Raw genomic sequence first — 16,621 nt, 5'->3', positions numbered from 1 at the left:
GCATCGAGCTCAGCATCATGCATTGCAGGATGGTGAAGGTGCGCTGATCGGCTCCGGCGGCTTAGTGTCGTTCCAGCGAAGCCGACGGGCTCCGGTCACCGGAACCTGATGGCCCGCCTATTCCCCGGGAAAAGGAGGTGATTCCACATGAAGAAGTACACCAAGCCGGCCACCAAGAAGGTTGCCTTCGGGACCGTTCTGATCACGGTCGTGTGATGTGCGCGCCGGGGTGCCGAGGTTCTCTGAAACCACGGCGCCCCGGCGCAAATCCTTTTTCTGGGTACTCCGAGATCGAGTGAGGTGAATATGTGCGGCCTTGCAGGTCTGGCCCGCACCGACGGGCAGGTGCTCTCGCCGGACAGTGACGGCCTTCTGCGTCGCATGGCGCGGGCCGTGGCCCATCGAGGCCCCGACGATCAGGAGTTGTTGCGTACCGGGCCGGTCGGCCTGGCCTTCACGCGACTGTCCCTCGTGGACCCCATGAACGGCGGCCAGCCGATCCACAGCCCCGACGGCGACGTGATCCTCATCGCCAACGGCGAGGTCTACAACCACCGCGAACTGGCCGCGACCCTGCCTTCCGGTGTCCGCCTTCGCACCTCCGGCGACTGCGAAGTGCTGGTCCATCTCTACCAGCAAAAGGGACTGCGGTTTCTGGACGACGTCCGCGGCATGTTCGCGATCGTCCTCTACGACCGCAAGAGAAACCGTCTCCTTTTCGCCCGCGACCGGTTCGGCATCAAGCCGTTGTTCCACCACCGGAACAAAGAGCGCGTGGTCTTCGGATCCGAGATAAAGACACTCTTCGAAGACCCGGCCTGCCCGCGCGAACTCGACTGGGAGAGTGCCCTTTCCGACCAGGCGCTCACCGGAGCGCCGGATTTCGTCGAGGGCGGCCCCAATACCTGGTTCCGCGGCGTCGAACTGGTCCCGGCCGCGACCATCGTCACGATCGACCTGCGTGACGGAAGCACCGAGAATCACCGCTATTGGTCCTTCCCCCGCACCGGGGATCTGTACGGCGAGCTCTCCCCCGCCGAGTTCACCGAGCGGTACGCGCAGGCGCTCGCCGACTCGGTGCGCGAGTGCGAGACCTCGGACACCGAGGTGGGCCTCTTCCTCAGCGGTGGTGTCGACTCCGCGTCGATCGCCGCCCTGAGCACCATCCGCCCCCGCACCTTCACCGCCCTCAACGGCAGCACCCTCGCCAACGAGGACGCCATGTACGGGCACCGGGTCGCCCGGCACTACGGGCTCGACAACCACCAGGTCCTCTTCGACGTCTCCCGCGTGCCGGGAGCGCAGGAGTGGAAGAACCTGCTGTGGCTGCTGGAGAGCCCCCAGTGCGGCCCCGAGGTCTTCTACAAGCGGGAGCTGTACCGCTTCGTCAAGGCCCGGTTCCCGGAGATCAAGGGCATGCTGCTGGGCGGCGGCAGCGACGAGTTCAACGGCGGCTACACGGCCAGTTTCGGCGACGACTGGCAGCAGTTCGCCGCCGGCATCGACGGCATGGCCCTGCGCGACGACCGCCACCGCCACCGCGGTCTCGCGGCCTGGTGGGAGCAGTCCCCGCAGCCGCTGGTGCGGGCCGAGGTGCTGCGCCGCGGGACGCCCGCCGAGGACCCCTACGAGCGTTACCTGCGCTGGAAGTACCGCGACGTCCAGCAGTACAACTGCTGGCACGAGGACCGGACGGCCGCCGGCAGCGGCATCGAGGCCCGGGTCCCCTTCCTGGACCACCGTCTCGTGGAACTCTCCGCCTGCGTCCCGCCGTCGCTGCGCTCCCGGCTCACCTGGGACAAGCGCCTGCTGCGCGACGGCCTCGACGGGGTGCTCCCGGCCGAGTTCGCCGAGCGCACCAAGGTCGGCTTCTTCTACGGCGACGGCATCCGCCACACCTACCGCGCCTTCGCGGGCATGCTCGCGGCGGACGGCGACGCCCTCCTCGAAGAGGCCCTGTCCGGCCCGCGGGCCAAGGAGTACCTCGACGCGGACAACGCGCGTGCCACCCTGCGCGCCCTGCAGCAGGACCCCTCCTCCGGGCACGTGGAGTTCCTGCTGCGCGCGGTCAACCTCGGCCTGCTGGACGTGATGCTGCAGCAGCCGCCCACGCCGCCGGTGGAGGCCGTACCCGCTCCCGTCCCCGTCGAACTGATCGTCGGGGACTGGGACGCGGAGCGCGACGGCATCGAGGCCCGGGTGCTGCGGCGGCCCGACCTGCACGACGCGCTCGTGCCCGCGCTGGACGACTCGGTCCTGCTGCTCACCGACCAGAAGGAGCCGCTGCTGCGCTACCTGGTCACCGACGGCGAGATCCAGTTCGTCATCGACGGCGAGGAGATGCCGCAGTGGCAGCGGCTGCTCGACGGCATCGACGGGCAGCGCACCCTCGGCGAGCTCCTGGCGGCCGCGGAGTGCGATCTCGCCGACGTCGAGGAACTGCTCTTCCAGTCGGCCGAGTTCGGCCTGCTCACCCTCTCCGGCCCGCCGACGAGCGAATAGCCGGGCCACCGGCCTGTCACCGGCGCGTGCGGTGGCAGGCCGGCAGCCATGTCCAGCCCCCCCCCTGACGACCGCGCCCCGGAAGGCCAACGCCCGCATGAGTCTCGACTTCACCCGCTGCCTGGACGAACTGGCCGGGCGTGAACTGCTGCCCGACGGCCGCGACTCCGCGTTCGTCGTCGGCTCCCTCGCCCGCGGCTGGGGCAACGACCTCAGCGACCTCGACATCTACGTGGTGGGCGAGAAGCCGTGGACCGGCAGCTCCTCCGGCACGATCCGCGTCCCGCTGAGCCACCCCGACGTGCCCACGGAGCACTTCTACACCGAGGAACGGCGCTGGGAGGTCAAGTACTGGACGTCCGGCCAGGTCGAGGAGATCCTCGCCAAGGTGTCCTGGGCGGAGTTCGACCAGGGCCGGACCGTCGGCCAGATGCTCACCCGGGACGAGGAGCAGCTGCTGGAGCGGCTGCTGGTGTGCCGCCCGCTGGACGGCGAGGAGTGGGTGCGCCGGCAGCAGCGGCTGATCGAGGAGTCGGCGTTCGCGGCGGCCGTGGTGACGCACTGCCTGACCAACGCCGACGACTTCGTGGAGGACGCCCTCGGGCAGCTGGCCACGGGCGACGAGGCGAGTGCGGTGCTGTCCGTGCGCCAGGCGTTCGGGCACGCGGTGGACGCCCTGGTCGCCGCGCACGGCGAGTGCGGCCGGCTGGTGAAGTGGCGGGCCCGGCGCGTGCGGGCCGCCGCTCCGCAGGCGCTGTCGTACGAGCGTTACTGGGCGGTCGAGACGATGCGCGACTTCGATCCGGACGACCCGGCGACCTGGGTCCGTGACGTGATGTACCTGTGCAAGCTCCTTTCCATGAGGGTGGAGATCTGAATGTCCCTGACCACCTCGGCGGCCGACGTCGTGCCCCGGCTCGGACTGGCGGCGCGCTTCCGCCGGTTCCGTGACAAGACGCTCATCGCCGTCGGACCGAACGCCATGGAGCTGTCCGACTCCGCGGCCTTCATCCTGGCCTGCGTGGACGGGGAGCGCTCGGTGGCCGCCATCGGGGCCCTGCTCGCCGAGGAGTACGGCATCGACGTCGACGAGGCGGTCGCGGACGCCGCTGACCTGATCGGCCAGCTCGCCGACGTCAGCGTCCTGGACCTGCCGAACACCTGACCCCTCCACCACCTTCACCAACGATTGGGAACCATGCGATGTGCGGGATTGTCGGGCTCTTCGTGGGGTGCTCCGCCCTGGCCTACTGCCCCCGCAAGGCACTCGCCCCGGCCGGTGCGGCGACGGTCGCCGGTGCCGCACCGGTCGCGGGTGCCGAGACCGTCGCAGGTGCGGAAGGTGCCGAACCCGGTTCCGGAGCAGGGCGGTTCGCCGGTGCCGGGCCCGCGTCCGGCCTCACACCCGGGGCCGGGGCGGACGGGCAGGAGGTCGACGTCTCCTACAGCTCCCCCTTCGGCCGCTGGGCGGAGCGGGCGACCGTCCGCCGGTCGCCCCGGCGCGAGCTGAGCGCGCCCTCCTCCGACGCCTCCCGCTACTTCTCCCCCGAGCTGGTGCCCGTCGCACGCCACCCGCTCATCGCCGAGCTGCGCCCCGAGCTGTTCGACACGGTGCTCGTCCAGCACCTCTACCGCTACCTGGACTTCACCGCCAAGCTGGAGACGCTGGTGGTCAACCGCACCGCGCTCGGCATCGCCCAGGGCAGCGTCGGCGTCGGACTCCCCGAGGAGATGCGCTTCGACGCCTACAAGATCTACTGCGACGAGGCCTACCACGCCCTGTTCTCGGTGGACTTGATGCGCCAGGTCCGCGACACCACCGGGATCGCCCCGGTGCTGCCCGGGCAGCCCTACTTCCTGCGGCGGCTGGAGGAGATCCAGCAGGAGCTCCCGCCGCACACCCGGGCCCTGGCCGAGCTGCTCTTCGTGACCGTCTCGGAGACGCTGATCTCGGCCAGCCTCGCCGAACTGCCGGTCGACAGCGAGATCGTGCCGGCCGTGCGGGAGACGATCCGTGACCACGCCGCGGACGAGGGACGCCACCACGTGTACTTCGCCGCCTTCCTGCGCTACCTGTGGGCCGCCCTGGACCCGTCCGCCCGGCGGGAGGCGGCCCTGCTCGTGCCCCGGCTGATCGCGGCCTTCCTGCAGCCCGACACCGACGCCGTGCGCGCCGAGCTGCTGGGCTACGGGCTCACCCGCGACGACGCCGAACAGGTCCTCGCCGAGGTGTACGACGCGAAGACCGTCGCCGCGCACACCCGGGCGACGGCCAAGCGGACGATCTCCTACTTCGTGGCACTGGACGTGCTGGACGACCCGATGGTGGAGCACGAGTTCCGCGCGTACGGACTGCTCTGACCCCCGTACGGCGCGGCGGGGCCCTGCGGTTCACCCCTCCCGGCCGCCCGGTGCCGCGCGCCGCCGTACGCGGGAGCGGGCCCCGACGGTTCAGGCGTCCAGGTCGCGGGACATCAGCCGGAGGCCGAGCGTCCCCTCCAGCCGGCCCAGCAGCTCCGCGGCCCTGTCCACCGCGGCCCGGCGGTTCCCGGCGCGCAGGATGAAGCGGGCGACGGCCTGGCCGGCGGCGACCGTCTCGCCCGGGCCGGTCCGGTAGGCGTCGAACCCGATGACCTCCAGGACGTCGTCCTGGCCGTCGAGCGGGGTGAGGCGGGCCGTGCCGGGCAGCCGTCCGCCGTCCCGGGGGACCACCGCGAACACGGCGGTGCAGCCGGTGATCTCGCCGGGGACGTCGACCGGTTCCCCGGTGATGAGCTGGAGCCAGGACGCGTAGATGTCCTGTCCGGTGGCGTGCCGGTAGGCGTGCGGCAGGCCGCCTCCCATGATCCGCGGGTTGAACTCGACGAGCACCGGCCCGCGTTCGGTCACCATCACCTCCAGGTGGAAGATCCCCTGGTCGGCCCCGATGGCCCGGCAGACCTCCTCGGCGTAGGCGACGCACTCGGCGCTCTCCCGCGGGGAGAGTCCCGCGGGGACGCACGAGCCCAGTTCGACGACCTCGTTCTCCGGTGCGCGGAACCGGCCGGTGACGCAGAACGGGAAGAACTCGCCCCGCCGGACGCCGATCTCCACCGACACCAGCCGCCCCGTCAGCTTCTCCTCCACCAGGACGCCCCGCGCGAACTGGGACCGCCAGTGCGCCGGAACCCCGTCGGTGCCGGTCAGCACCTTCCGGCAGGCCGCCGCCGCCTCCCGCGGGTCGCCGGCCACGTACGAGAGCAGGCTGGCGCTGCCGGACGGCGGCTTGATCACGACGGGGTAGCCGATCCGCCCGGCCGCCTCCAGCGCCTCGTCCACGTCGAGCGCGAGCGCCCAGCGGGCGGACGCCGCCCCCGCCTCCTCGAGCGCCGCCCGGCACCGGTCCTTGCGCCGGGCGGTGAACACCGCGCCGGGCGCCGTGCCGCGCAGCCCGAGGCTCCGGCAGGCGGCGGCCACCGCCTCGGCGGCCAGCTCCTGGAACGTCACCGCCACGTCGATCGGCACCTCGGCGTGGCACTTCTCCAGCGCTTCGAGCACGGCGACGGGGTCCGTGGTGTCGATCCCGTCGATCAGCCGGTCCACCGCCCGTACGGCCTTCAGGGTCTCGCCGGTGAGCGCGTACTGGGTGAGCGCGGGCTGGAGGAACGTCACCCGGTGGCCCGCCTGCTTGGCGAGCCGTACGGCCTGCACCGCGGGGGGATTGACGTCGACGATGGCGAGGTGCACGAGCGGTGTCCCTACGGTCGGTCCCAGGTCGGGGCGGGAAGGGGTCGGGTGGCGGGGCGGGGAGCGGGCGGGCGGGGCTCAGCGGTAGTGGACCTCGCCGGCGCGCACCCGGTACGGGTCGCGGTGGAACACCTCGAAGGACACCGCCGGCCGGCCGCCGAACCGCGCTCCGGCGGCGGCGAGGTTGCGGCCCAGGAAACCCCGGACGTAGGCCTCCGGCTCCTCGTCGGTCAGCGCTTGGAGGTAGGTGGCGTGCTCCAGCACCGCCTGGACACCGCGATCCACCGCCCAGGTGACGTCCACGGCGTGCGTGGGGTACGGGGATCCGGCCACCGCCTGCCAGCGCACTCCCTCCCAGGGCTCCAGGCCCTCCTCGGGGAACAGGTACCGGTTGGCGGCGTCGGCCGCCGCGTCGAGGGCGGCCCGGCCGACGTTGCGGTGGTCCGGGGTGTTCCACGAGACGCCGCGCCAGTGGTCGTGGTGGTTGAGCGTGAAGACCAGCTCCGGGCGGTGCCGGCGCACCGCGAGCGTGAGGTCCCGGCGCAGCGCGGTGCCGTACTCGATCAGCCCGTCGGGGTGGTCGAGGAACTCCACCTGCTCGACGCCGGCGACCGCGGCGCTCGCGCGCTGCTCCCGCTCCCTGATCGGCGCCGCCTTCTCGGGGTCCAGGCCGTCGATCCCGCACTCGCCCCGGCTCGCCATCAGGTACACGACCTCCTTGCCCTCGTCGACCCAGGTCGCGACGGCGGCGGCGGCCGAGTACTCGACGTCGTCGGGGTGCGCGACGATGGCCAGGGCCCGCGTCCAGTCGGTGGGAAACTCCTGGAGCTGTTCAGTCATGGGTCAGTTCCTCGTCGGTCGGTCGGGGGTCCGCAAGGCGGTCGGGGCCTTGGGGTGAGGGGTGGAAGAGCAGGGCGGGCAGCAGGGCGCCCGCGGCCAGGGCCAGCGCGCCCCCGGACACGAACACCGCGGCGGTGCCGGACCACTGCGCGACGAGACCGCCGAGCAGGGCGCCGACGGGCGAGACGCCGAGGATGATCCACCGGTAGACGGAGTTGACCCGTGCGAACAGCGCGGCCGGGATGGTCGACTGCCGGTGGGACATGCTCATCACGTTCAGCTGGACCATCAGCCCTCCGCACACGGCCAGCGCGGCGAACGCGGCCGGCGGGGTGGGCAGCGCGATCGCGGCCAGGCACAGCCCCACGGCGGGGGCGCAGAAAGCGAGGACCGCCCGCCCGCCGAAGCGTTTCAGCAACCGTGCGGCCACCAGGCCCGCGAGCACGCCGCCCACGGCGGGGGCGGCGGCGATGACGCCCATGGCCGAACTCGGCAGGCCGAGCCGCCCCGGGGAGACCACCCACACGGGCAGCATGGTCATGGTGGCGGCGAACGCGATGTTGCCGGTGGCGGCGACGGCGGCGAGGCCGATCAGGTCGTGGCGCCGCCGGAAGTAGGCGGCGCCCTCGCGCAGGTCCCGCCCCATCGACGCGATCCCGCGGCCGGCGGGCCCCGGCTTGCGGGGCGCGGCCGGCAGGGTGGGCGCCCCGGACGGGCCCGGCCGGCGGTCGAGCAGGGCGAGGCCGATCAGCCCGCCCGCGTAGAGCACGGCCGCGACGGTGAAGCCCACCCCGTTCATCGACGCGAGGACGCCGCCGAGGGCCGGGCCCGCGAACTGCGCGGCGAGGGTCTGGCCGGACTGCAGATTGGCGTTGGCCCTGGGCAGCAGTTCCGGGGTGACCAGACGCGGCAGGAGCGACTGGGCGGCGAGGTCGACGAAGGTACCCATCGCCGCGATCAGGAACGCGCCGGCCACCAGCGCCCACACCGGCAGCATGCCGGCCCAGGCGAGCAGGCCGAGTACGGCGACCAGCGGGAAGCGGGCCTTCGACGCCCCGTTCATGACGGCCATCGGCGCGCAGCGGTCGACGATCACTCCCGCGGGCAGGATCAGCAGCAGCCACGGCGCCCGCAGGGCGACGCCCACGGCGCTGACCACCAGCGCCGAGCCGCTCAGGGAGAGGGCCAGCAGCGGCAGCGTGACCAGGTAGACGCCGTCCGCCAGGTTCGAGCCCAGGACGGACGCCTGGAAGATCCGGAACGGGGCGCCGAGGCTCCGGTCCGCCGGTGCCGACGGGGCGGACCGCTTGGGGGAGGCACGCACGGGCCGTCTCACGCCCCCACCAGCAGAACGCTGTTCATGACGACGCCCGCGCCGGCGTTGAGCACGGGCCCCGCCGAGGGAGTGCCGTGCCGCACCAGCACCCCGGACGCGCGCAGTCCGTACAGGAACGGGCCGAGGACGTAGGGGACCTCGGCGTGGGTGACCTCGCCGCCGGCGGTGTGGACGAAGCCGAGGCGGACCCGGTCGGGTTCGACGTGCTCCTGGAGGACGTGGCCGCCCTGGCGCGCCGCCCGCTCGACCTCGGTGCGCCAGGTGTCGTCGGACACCGCGGCCCCGACGACGACGCCGCGGCCTCCGAAACCGTCCGCGGGCTTGAGGACGAGGCCGGAGCGGCCGGTCAGGGCCTCGCGCGGGGCGTCTCGGCCCGCGGCCGGCTCCAGCCGGACCGTCCTCGGGATGTGCGCGGTGACGAACTCCCTGTCCCGCGGCGGCAGTCGGTCCAGGTCCTCCCAGAGCCAGGCCAGTGTCGTCTTGTTGGTGAGCAGCATGGTGGCCTCCGGCGTGAACATCCGCACGGCGCCCGTGGACACCGCACGGGCCAGCGCCGCGAGGCCGGGACTCGCGCCCTGGCCGTGGCCGACGAACGAGCGGAACACGCCGTCCACCGGGCGGTCACCGGCCCGCAGGCGGCCGTCCGGGCCGGTGGTGAGGTCCTCCAGCGGGTGGCTGAACAGCTCGATGCCGTGGCGGCGGGCGCTGTGGAAGACGGGCGCGAGCCACGCGGCGAACCGGGCGGGGTCCTCGGCCAGCCCCGGCAGGTTGCCCACCCGGTAGTGCGGGAGGAGGACGGAGGCGCCCGCGGGCAGCGCGAGGAAGGACCGCAGGGCCGCGGCCCGCGCCTCGACGGCCGACGGCGGTGCGGTGAGGGCGGGCCCGCCGGGCAGCGGAACACGACGGAGGTGCCGCAGGAAGCGGTCCGCGACCAGGTCGGCCTGGAGCACGCCGCCCAGGGCGCTGTCGACGTTGAGTTCGACGAACCGGGGTGTGCCGCGCTCCATCAGGATGTCCGGGCGGATCGCGGCCAGCAGGTGCCCGCCGAGCGGGGTGTCGTGGTCGAGCAGGGGGAACGCCTCGGGCCGGGAGCCGAGCGCGGTCAGCAGCTCACCGGCGGTGCGGGCCCGGCGCAGGGCGGCGTCCAGCACCAGCCGGGCGGCGCGGACGGACAGGTCCGCCGTCCTGCGGTAGTCGGCGGCGGGCAGCAGCAGGGGGCGCACCGGCCGCCACAGGCCGTCGGCGCCGTGGACGCCGTCGAACAGCGCGGCGGCCGCGCGGGCGTCCACAACGTCGCCGGACGGCTCCGTCGCCGGGACCGCGGCCTCGTCCGGGCCGGCCGGGTCCGCCCGGCCGGCCCTTCCCCGAACTCCCATCAGCCGCTCCGGTCGTGGAGCAGCGCACCGAGCCGGTCCAGGCCCTCGCGCAGCACGGACTCCGCGCGCGCGAAGGTGACCCGCAGGCCCTGTTCGCTGTCGAAGACCTCGGCGGGCATCAGCAGGACGCGGCCCCGGTCCAGGACGCGCCGGCACAGCGCGAGCGACGTCTCCCCGGTGTGCAGCGAGAGCCAGGCGAACGGCGTCCCCTCGGGTTCCATGACGCGCACCGCGCCCTCGTGCCCGGCCGCCCAGGCGCGCAGGACCCGGTATCCGTCCGAGGTGAGCTTCCGGTACCGCTCCAGCCAGTGCTCCCGGCGCTGAAGGACCTCGGCGGCCAGCCGCTCGGTGAGCACCGAGTTGGAGATGGTGGTGAGGTGCTTGAGCTCCATGGCGGCACGCACCAGCTCCGGGGGACCGCACATCCAGCCCGTCCGCAGCCCGGGGAAGCCGTAGACCTTGGAGAGGCTGGAGACGGACACCGCCCGCTCGTAGCGGCCGAGCAGGGAGCCGGCGGCGAGGTCGGCCACGTACTCCTCGTCCAGCAGCAGGTGCCCGCCGTGCCGGCGCAGCGCGGCCAGCAGGGGTTCCGTGTCGTCGTCGGCGAGTCGTCGTCCGCTCGGATTGCAGGGCGAGTTGAGCACGACCGCCCTGGTGCGCGGTCCGATCAGCCCGGTGGCGGCGGCCACGTCGGGGCGTCCGTCGGCCGTCAGGCCCACGCACGAGACCTCGCACCCGAGCGCCTCCGGGACCGCGCGGGCCTGCTGCCAGCCCGGGGTGAAGACCACGACGTGGTCACCGGGCCGCAGCAGCGCCCGGTAGAGGAGGTACAGGGCCTCCTGGGCGCCGTGGGTGATGCCCACGTGGCCGGCGTCCCGGCCGTAGGCGTCCGCGACGAGCGAGCGGAGCCGGTCGCCGCCGGCGTCGGTGCCGTAGTCCAGGACCAGGTCGGCCGGCCACGGCAGGTCGCCGACGGTGGAGCAGTCGACGTGGCTGTCGCCGAGGTCGATGTCGTAGCGGCCCCTGGCGTCCTCGAAGACCCAGCGGCGCATCGGGTACCCGGTGCCCGGGCGGGCCCGCCTCATGCGGGCGCCCCCTCGGCCAGCCGCTGCCCGATGCCCGCCGCCCAGTGGCCCCGCAGCACCGGGCGGACCACGCCGGTGAGGGTGACCGTGCCGTCCGCGGCGATGCCGACCTCGACCTCTCCCCCGGGCATGTGAACTGTGACCCGTGGGCCGGTGAGGTCCAGGGCGTGCGCGGCGACGGCGGCCGCACAGGCGCTGCTGCCGGAGGCGAGGGTGTACCCGGCGCCCCGCTCGAAGATCTCGATCCGGAGGGTCTCCCGGTCGACCACGTCGAGGAGTTCGACGTTGATCCGGTCCGGGAACAGCGCGTGGTCGCGCACCGCCGCGCCGACCGTGCGGGCGAGGGCCTCGTCGGCGGTCCGGTCCGGTACGGGGATCACGCAGTGCGGGCTGCCGAGCTGCACGCAGGTGACCTCCCACGGTTCACCGGCGGCGAGCAGGGGCTCGCGCAGCAGGGTGCGGGCGGGGCCGGCCGCCCCGACGGCGCGGCTGTCCAGCGAGGCCGTGCCGAGGTCGGCGCTCACCGTGCCGGAGCCGAGGTCGAGGACCCGGACCGTGGCGGGGCCGGCGGACGAGTGCAGCGTGAAGGTGTCCGCGTCGGTGTGCCCGGACTCGCGCAGGTACCGGGCGAGGATCCGCAGGCCGTTGCCGCTCTGCGGGCACACGGAGCCGTCCGCGTTGAAGGTGAGCAGCCCGAAGCCGTCCTCGGCCGGCAGCGGTCCGTACAGCAGACCGTCCGCGCCGAGGCCGTGGTGGCGGTCGCACGCCAGCCGGACGTGCTCGGGCAGCGGCACGAAGTCCGTGCCGCTCGGGTCGACGACGATGTAGTCGTTGCCCAGCGCCTCGTACTTGGCGAAGTCCATGGCCGGAAAGGCTCCCCCGTTCACCCGCGCCCTCTCAGACCCCGGTCGGGACCGGGGCGTCGGCACGCATGCGTTCCAGCAGCGTGTCGAGGTAGTCCCGGGAGGTGTTGAGCCGGATCATCGCGCCGAGGGCGATGTCCCGTCCCGCTGCCGGATCGGCGCCGACCAGCGGGCCGATCACGTTCTTGAACCAGCCGGCGGCGTGCCCGGCGTCCACCCCGATGTGCAGGTCGTGGTAGACGATGCCGACCTCGTCCAGGTCGTGGCGCCGCCAGGCGTCGACCACGCAGCGGAACCGGCGCGGCGCCAGGTACTCGGTGACGCCGAAGTAGCCGACGGCCTTGTGGTAGTGACGGCGGGAGAGGGCGAGACAGGCCGAGATGTTGCCGGAGATCCCCGCTTCCAGCAGGAACTCGCGGCGTATGTAGTCGGGGTCGGCGCCGATCGCGTCCAGCGCCTGCGAGAAGAGGGTGGTGTGCACCCCGGCGGGCTCGCCGTTGCCCATCTCGTCCCAGTAGTTGGCGGCGATCTCCATCTTCTCGACGCCGTGCCGGCCGACCTGGAGGAGGGCGAGGATGTCGTCGAAGCGCGGGTCGAGGCTGGTCTCCTGCGCGAGCAGCAGACGCAGGTCGTCCGTGCTGCCGTGCTCGGCGAGATGCCGGTGGTAGAGGGGGTGCCAGCCGGCCGGGTGGTCGCTGATCACCGCCTTCAGCCAGCGGACGTACTCCGGGCCCGACTCGGGGTAGCCGGTGACGCTCGCCTCCGGGATCCGCCGGAGTTCGTGGCCGAGCACGGCCCGCTCCAGGACGGCCGCCACGTCCCGCAGGATCGGCTCACGTTCGCGGTCCGACTCCTGGACGGGTCGGGCGGAGAACTCGCGGTCGTAGATCAGGGACAGCGCGCCGTGGACCTCCTCCAGGGCCGCCCGGTCGCCGTCCTCGTAGGCGCGGCTCGTCAGTGCGCGGCACGCCGCGGCGAGGTCGCCACGGAAGCCGTAGTCGTCGGACATCCGGAGCAACTCACCGGCGGAGCGGTGCTCCAGGTCGCGCAGGAACGCCGTCACGCCCTCGGCGAGCACGTCTTTTCCGTCGGTACAGCTGTGCTGGGAAGCCGTGTTCATGGGGAATGCCGTCCGTCCTGTCAGTTCTCGTCGTCGAGCGCTGCGGCGTCGTGCTCGTCGCCGTACCACTTCTCGCTCCAGCGCGAGAAGGCGACGATGAAGATGTCGCGGTGGCCGGGCCGTTCCCCGGTGGCGACGATGTCCGTCACGTCGTGGGCGATCCGCCGGTCGTCGAGGAGGACCGCCCGGCCGGGCTCCAACGTGCCGTTCCAGAAGGGCTTCTCGTCCCCGGGGTTCCACAGCCGCGTCTCACCGCCCGTGACCCCTTCCCGGCGCAGGACGCCGATCATGACGAACTCGTGCCCGTCGTGGTGCACCCCTTCCGGCGTGAGCGGACCGGGCCGGCCCCGCTCCGCGCGGCTGCGGTTCTGGTGCACGTTGATCTGCCAGTCCTCCCTCCGGTCCAGCCCGATCTCCCGGGCGCCCACGGCGATGAGGGGGGTGAAGTCCGCGTCGAGGGGCGGGTACGTGCGGCGCATGCCGCCACCGACCGGGTTGAACTTCTTGAACGCGGTGTAGTCCCGGTGCGGCAGCAGCCCGAAGCTCCACCCGCCGTCGGCCGACGCCGTCAGCCGGTACTGGGAGAACTTCTTGTACCGGGTTCCGTGCCCCATGTAGGGATCGACCGGCAGCTCGTCGTACGTCGCCAGCAACTCCGGGGCGACCGGCGGCAGTTCGATCAGGGAGAAACCTTCAGCACCGAGCGGCATGACAGTCCTTCGCGTCGTCGGGGAGGTGGGTCACTTCTGCCACCGCTCGGTCTCCGCGAAGAACCCGTCGATGCCCGTCGTACGGCCCGACTCCACCGCGTTGCGGTAGACGAAGGAGCCCACGGCCAGATCGAGGACGCCGAGGCCGAAGGGGGAGAAGACGCGCGGCTTGCCGTCGCCCGGCCGGACCTTGCCCTCGATCACCTGGGCCAGGGTCCCGTCGACGAAGCCGCGGTGCCCGCAGCTCTGTTCCGCCAGGTGCACGGAGGTGTTGGCGGTCAGGCAGTGGTCGACGTCGTCGACCACGTTGTGCGCGCCCAGGATGATCTCGGGCGCGATGTCGCGCAGGGAGATGTTCAGCACCACCTGGCCCGGCTCGAAGAGGTGCGGGTCGGTGATGTAGGGCGTACCGGCCGTCGTGGCCAGCACCACCAGGTCGGCGCCCTTCACGGCGGACTCCAGGCTGTCCGTGCGCTCCGCCTCGGTGGCCAGCGTCTCGCGGGCGTACGACACCAGCGCGTCGGCGTAGCCGGGCACCTGGTCGTACAGGGCGAACCGCCCGATGTCCCAGCCGTCCGCGACGAAGAAGTCGAGGATGTTGCGGGCGATGACGCCCGCCCCGACGACGGCGATCCGGGCCGCGCGGGAGGAGCCGTGCAGCTGCGCGGCGCCGAGCACGCAGGACGCCGCGGTGCGTGCGGCGCTGATCTGGGACGCCTCCAGGCAGGCGAAGGGGTAGCCCGTGGCGTAGTCGTTCAGCAGCAGGACGGCGGACGCCCTCGGGACGTTGTGCTCGACGTTCTCGGGGAAGCTCGCGATCCATTTGATGCCGGCCACGTCGTAGCCGCCGCCGAGGTAGGCGGGGAGCGCGATGATCCGCGCCGAGGGCTTCTCGGGAAAGCGCAGGAAATAGCTGTTCGGGTTCACCGAGTCCCCGCCCTCATGGGCGAGATAGGCGTCCCGGACGATACCGATCAGTTCCTTCCGCGATTCGGAGATCACCTCACGGGCGACCGTACCGCTGACTACATCGAAGCCGAACATGAGGTTCCCCCACACAGTTCACGGAATTCACGGAGTTCACGGATTTCACGGAGTTTCATCGGCCCAGCACGGCCGGGAGCTGGGACACGGGGTCGACGCCGAATCTCGCGGCGACCCAGTCGTCGTCGTACACGGTGCCGAGGTAGCGCTCGCCCATGTCGGGCGCGATGGCCACCACCCGGGAACCGGCGGGGATGTCGAGGGCCCGGCTCTGGACCGCCGAGAACACCGATCCGCTGGAGCCGCCCACCAGCAGGCCGTGCCGCCGGGCGAGCATCCGGCAGGCCTTCACCGCCTCCGCCTCCTCCACCAGCATGACCTCGTCGATCAGGTCGGCACGGCTGATCTCCGGTACGCGGCTGGTGCCGAGGCCGGGCAGATGACGCGGCCCGGGCCGGCCGCCGAAGGTGACGGAGCCGACGCTGTCGACGGCGATGATCCGGGTGCGGGGCGAGGCCTCACGGAAGTGGGTGGCGCATCCGGTCAGGGTGCCCGTGGTGCCTGCGCCGACGAACAGGTAGTCCACCCGGCCGAGTTCGGCGAGGATCGACACGGCCGTGCGCGTCGCGTGGGCACCGGGGTTGGCGGCGTTGGCGTACTGGTTGAGCCACACCAGCGCCGGGTCCTCGGCCAGCATCCGCCGGATCAGCGCGATGCGCGTCCCGAGGAAGCCGCCGTTCGCGTCCCGCTCGTCGACCAGGACGACGTTCGCGTGCAGGGCCCGCATCAGCGCGACACTGTGCGGTGAGGCGTTGACGTCGGTGACGCAGGTGAAGTCGTAGCCCTTGGCGGCGCAGACCACCGCCAGGGCGACACCGAGGTTGCCCGAGGAGGACTCCACGACCTGGCCCCCGGCGCCGAGCAGCCCGCGCCGCTCGGCGTCCCCGACCAGCGCGACCGCGGTCTTGAGCTTCACCGAGCCCGCCGGGTTCAGCCCCTCCAGCTTCAGGAACAGCTCGCTGCCGGGCAGGACGTCGGGGAACCGCAGGAACACGTCGTCGGTGACGACGTCGTACACGCAGTCCTTGATCATGCGCTGTCCCGGCGCGCGGTCGCCAGCGACTCCAGGACGGCCATGGCGCTGGTCAGCTTCATCTCCGCCTGTGTCCACGCGAGGGTGCGCTCGCCCTCCAGCACGGCCGCGGAGATCTCGTCGCCGCGGTGCGCCGGCAGGTCGTGCATGAGGACGGCCCCCGGCCGACGGCCCATGAACGCCTCGTCGATGTGGTAGGGGCGGAAGATCTCCCGCCAGTCGGCGTCCGGCTTCGAGGTGCCCGTCGTCTGCCAGCGCGTCGTGTACACCACGTCGACGGCGTCCGGCGCCTCGTCGAGGGAGTGGGTCTGGCGCAGTACGGAGCCGTTGGTCTCGGCCCTGCTGCGGGCCGCGGCCAGCTCGTGCTCCGGCACGCCGTAACCGGGCGGGGTGAGCAGGGTCAGCTCGGTCCCCGCGTAGTGGGCCAGGCCGTGCGCCAGCGCCACGGCACTGTTGTTGCCCTCGCCGACGTACAGCACCTTGACGCCCTCGACGGCGCCGAAGTACAGGTTGATGGTGGCCAGGTCGCACACGCCCTGGGTGGGGTGTTCCTCCTGCCCCATGGCGTTGACCACGGGGATCCCGCCGTACCGGGACAGGGCGCGCAGCTGCTCGACGGGGCCCGCGGTCCGCGCGACCAGCAGGTCCAGCATCCGCCCGAAGACCCGGCCGGTGTCCTCCAGGGACTCACCGGTCTCCAGCTGGAGGTCGTGCGGGCCGTAGCTGATGACCTGGGCGCCGAGCCGGAGCGCCGCGGTCGTGAAGGCCGTGCGGGTCCGGGTGGAGGTCTTGGTGAACAGGATGCCCGCGACGGTGTCCCGCAGCGGGCGGTCGTGGTCGCCGCGGTCGGCGAAGAAGTCGCAGGACCGGCGCACCAGGGCGTCGAGGTGTTTGCCGTCCAGCTCGGACAGCGAGAAGACGCCCGTCTCGGGGACGCTCCGGGGCGTTCCCAGCAGGGAACGGCTCTCTGCAGTCATTTCCTTCTC

At 72.6% G+C, this 16,621-nt stretch carries 15 protein-coding genes; 4 read left to right on the top strand and 11 right to left on the bottom strand.

Going from position 1 to position 16,621, the window contains the following annotated elements; genetic code table 11:
• Window positions 1-306: 306 nt before the first annotated feature.
• From asnB to ACFV20_RS16015, 4 genes are all read left to right on the top strand, one after another.
• A complete protein-coding gene (asnB, locus tag ACFV20_RS16030) occupies window positions 307-2,502 on the top strand; it encodes an asparagine synthase (glutamine-hydrolyzing) (protein ID WP_385656777.1) in 2,196 nt (731 codons plus the stop codon).
• 97 nt (window positions 2,503-2,599) lie between these two features.
• Window positions 2,600-3,379 carry a hypothetical protein gene (locus ACFV20_RS16025; protein ID WP_385656774.1) on the top strand — a complete coding sequence of 260 codons (780 nt, stop codon included), beginning with the start codon at window positions 2,600-2,602 and terminating at the stop codon, window positions 3,377-3,379.
• Complete coding sequence (locus ACFV20_RS16020) at window positions 3,380-3,667, top strand: PqqD family protein (RefSeq protein WP_385656771.1); 288 nt, start codon at window positions 3,380-3,382, stop codon at window positions 3,665-3,667. It begins immediately after the preceding gene.
• A 38-nt stretch (window positions 3,668-3,705) separates the two neighbouring features.
• Window positions 3,706-4,863 (top strand): diiron oxygenase, encoded by a 1,158-nt coding sequence (locus tag ACFV20_RS16015; RefSeq protein WP_385656768.1) that lies wholly within the window; start codon window positions 3,706-3,708, stop codon window positions 4,861-4,863.
• Window positions 4,864-4,953: 90 nt separating this feature from the next.
• Here the strand turns inward: ACFV20_RS16015 and ACFV20_RS16010 are convergent, their stop codons facing one another.
• From ACFV20_RS16010 to ACFV20_RS15960, 11 genes are all read right to left on the bottom strand, one after another.
• Window positions 4,954-6,228: an acetyl-CoA carboxylase biotin carboxylase subunit family protein gene (locus tag ACFV20_RS16010; protein ID WP_385656765.1), complete on the bottom strand. Its 1,275-nt coding sequence runs from the start codon at window positions 6,226-6,228 to the stop codon at window positions 4,954-4,956.
• A gap of 78 nt (window positions 6,229-6,306) precedes the next feature.
• The gene (locus ACFV20_RS16005) at window positions 6,307-7,068 is read right to left on the bottom strand and encodes a PIG-L deacetylase family protein (RefSeq protein WP_385656763.1); all 762 of its coding nucleotides are present in this window, start codon (window positions 7,066-7,068) and stop codon (window positions 6,307-6,309) included.
• Entirely contained in the window at window positions 7,061-8,404 is a 1,344-nt protein-coding gene (locus ACFV20_RS16000) for an MFS transporter (RefSeq protein WP_385656760.1), read from the bottom strand. Before ACFV20_RS16000 ends, ACFV20_RS16005 begins: the two co-directional genes overlap by 8 nt.
• Window positions 8,401-9,780 carry a hypothetical protein gene (locus ACFV20_RS15995; protein ID WP_385656757.1) on the bottom strand — a complete coding sequence of 460 codons (1,380 nt, stop codon included), beginning with the start codon at window positions 9,778-9,780 and terminating at the stop codon, window positions 8,401-8,403. The genes ACFV20_RS16000 and ACFV20_RS15995 overlap by 4 nt, the downstream gene beginning before the upstream one ends.
• The gene (locus ACFV20_RS15990; RefSeq protein WP_385656754.1) at window positions 9,780-10,865 is read right to left on the bottom strand and encodes an aminotransferase class I/II-fold pyridoxal phosphate-dependent enzyme; all 1,086 of its coding nucleotides are present in this window, start codon (window positions 10,863-10,865) and stop codon (window positions 9,780-9,782) included. The genes ACFV20_RS15995 and ACFV20_RS15990 overlap by 1 nt, the downstream gene beginning before the upstream one ends.
• Window positions 10,862-11,728: a diaminopimelate epimerase gene (dapF, locus tag ACFV20_RS15985; RefSeq protein WP_385656751.1), complete on the bottom strand. Its 867-nt coding sequence runs from the start codon at window positions 11,726-11,728 to the stop codon at window positions 10,862-10,864. Before dapF ends, ACFV20_RS15990 begins: the two co-directional genes overlap by 4 nt.
• 34 nt (window positions 11,729-11,762) lie before the next feature.
• The gene (locus ACFV20_RS15980; RefSeq protein ID WP_385656748.1) at window positions 11,763-12,848 is read right to left on the bottom strand and encodes an iron-containing redox enzyme family protein; all 1,086 of its coding nucleotides are present in this window, start codon (window positions 12,846-12,848) and stop codon (window positions 11,763-11,765) included.
• A 20-nt stretch (window positions 12,849-12,868) separates the two neighbouring features.
• Window positions 12,869-13,558: a 2OG-Fe dioxygenase family protein gene (locus ACFV20_RS15975; RefSeq protein WP_385656746.1), complete on the bottom strand. Its 690-nt coding sequence runs from the start codon at window positions 13,556-13,558 to the stop codon at window positions 12,869-12,871.
• Window positions 13,559-13,588: 30 nt separating this feature from the next.
• Window positions 13,589-14,602, bottom strand: coding sequence for a 2,3-diaminopropionate biosynthesis protein SbnB (gene sbnB / locus ACFV20_RS15970; RefSeq protein ID WP_385656744.1), 1,014 nt, complete (start codon window positions 14,600-14,602; stop codon window positions 13,589-13,591).
• A 55-nt stretch (window positions 14,603-14,657) separates the two neighbouring features.
• Window positions 14,658-15,635: a 2,3-diaminopropionate biosynthesis protein SbnA gene (gene sbnA, locus ACFV20_RS15965; RefSeq protein ID WP_385656741.1), complete on the bottom strand. Its 978-nt coding sequence runs from the start codon at window positions 15,633-15,635 to the stop codon at window positions 14,658-14,660.
• Window positions 15,632-16,612, bottom strand: coding sequence for an ornithine carbamoyltransferase (locus tag ACFV20_RS15960; RefSeq protein ID WP_385656738.1), 981 nt, complete (start codon window positions 16,610-16,612; stop codon window positions 15,632-15,634). The genes sbnA and ACFV20_RS15960 overlap by 4 nt, the downstream gene beginning before the upstream one ends.
• Window positions 16,613-16,621 lie beyond the last annotated feature (9 nt).

It is taken from the genome of Streptomyces sp. NPDC059696 (genome assembly GCF_042733745.1).
GTDB lineage: Bacteria > Actinomycetota > Actinomycetes > Streptomycetales > Streptomycetaceae > Streptomyces.
Note: the sequence above shows the minus strand (reverse complement) of the source record. Positions and strands in the feature narration are given on the sequence as shown.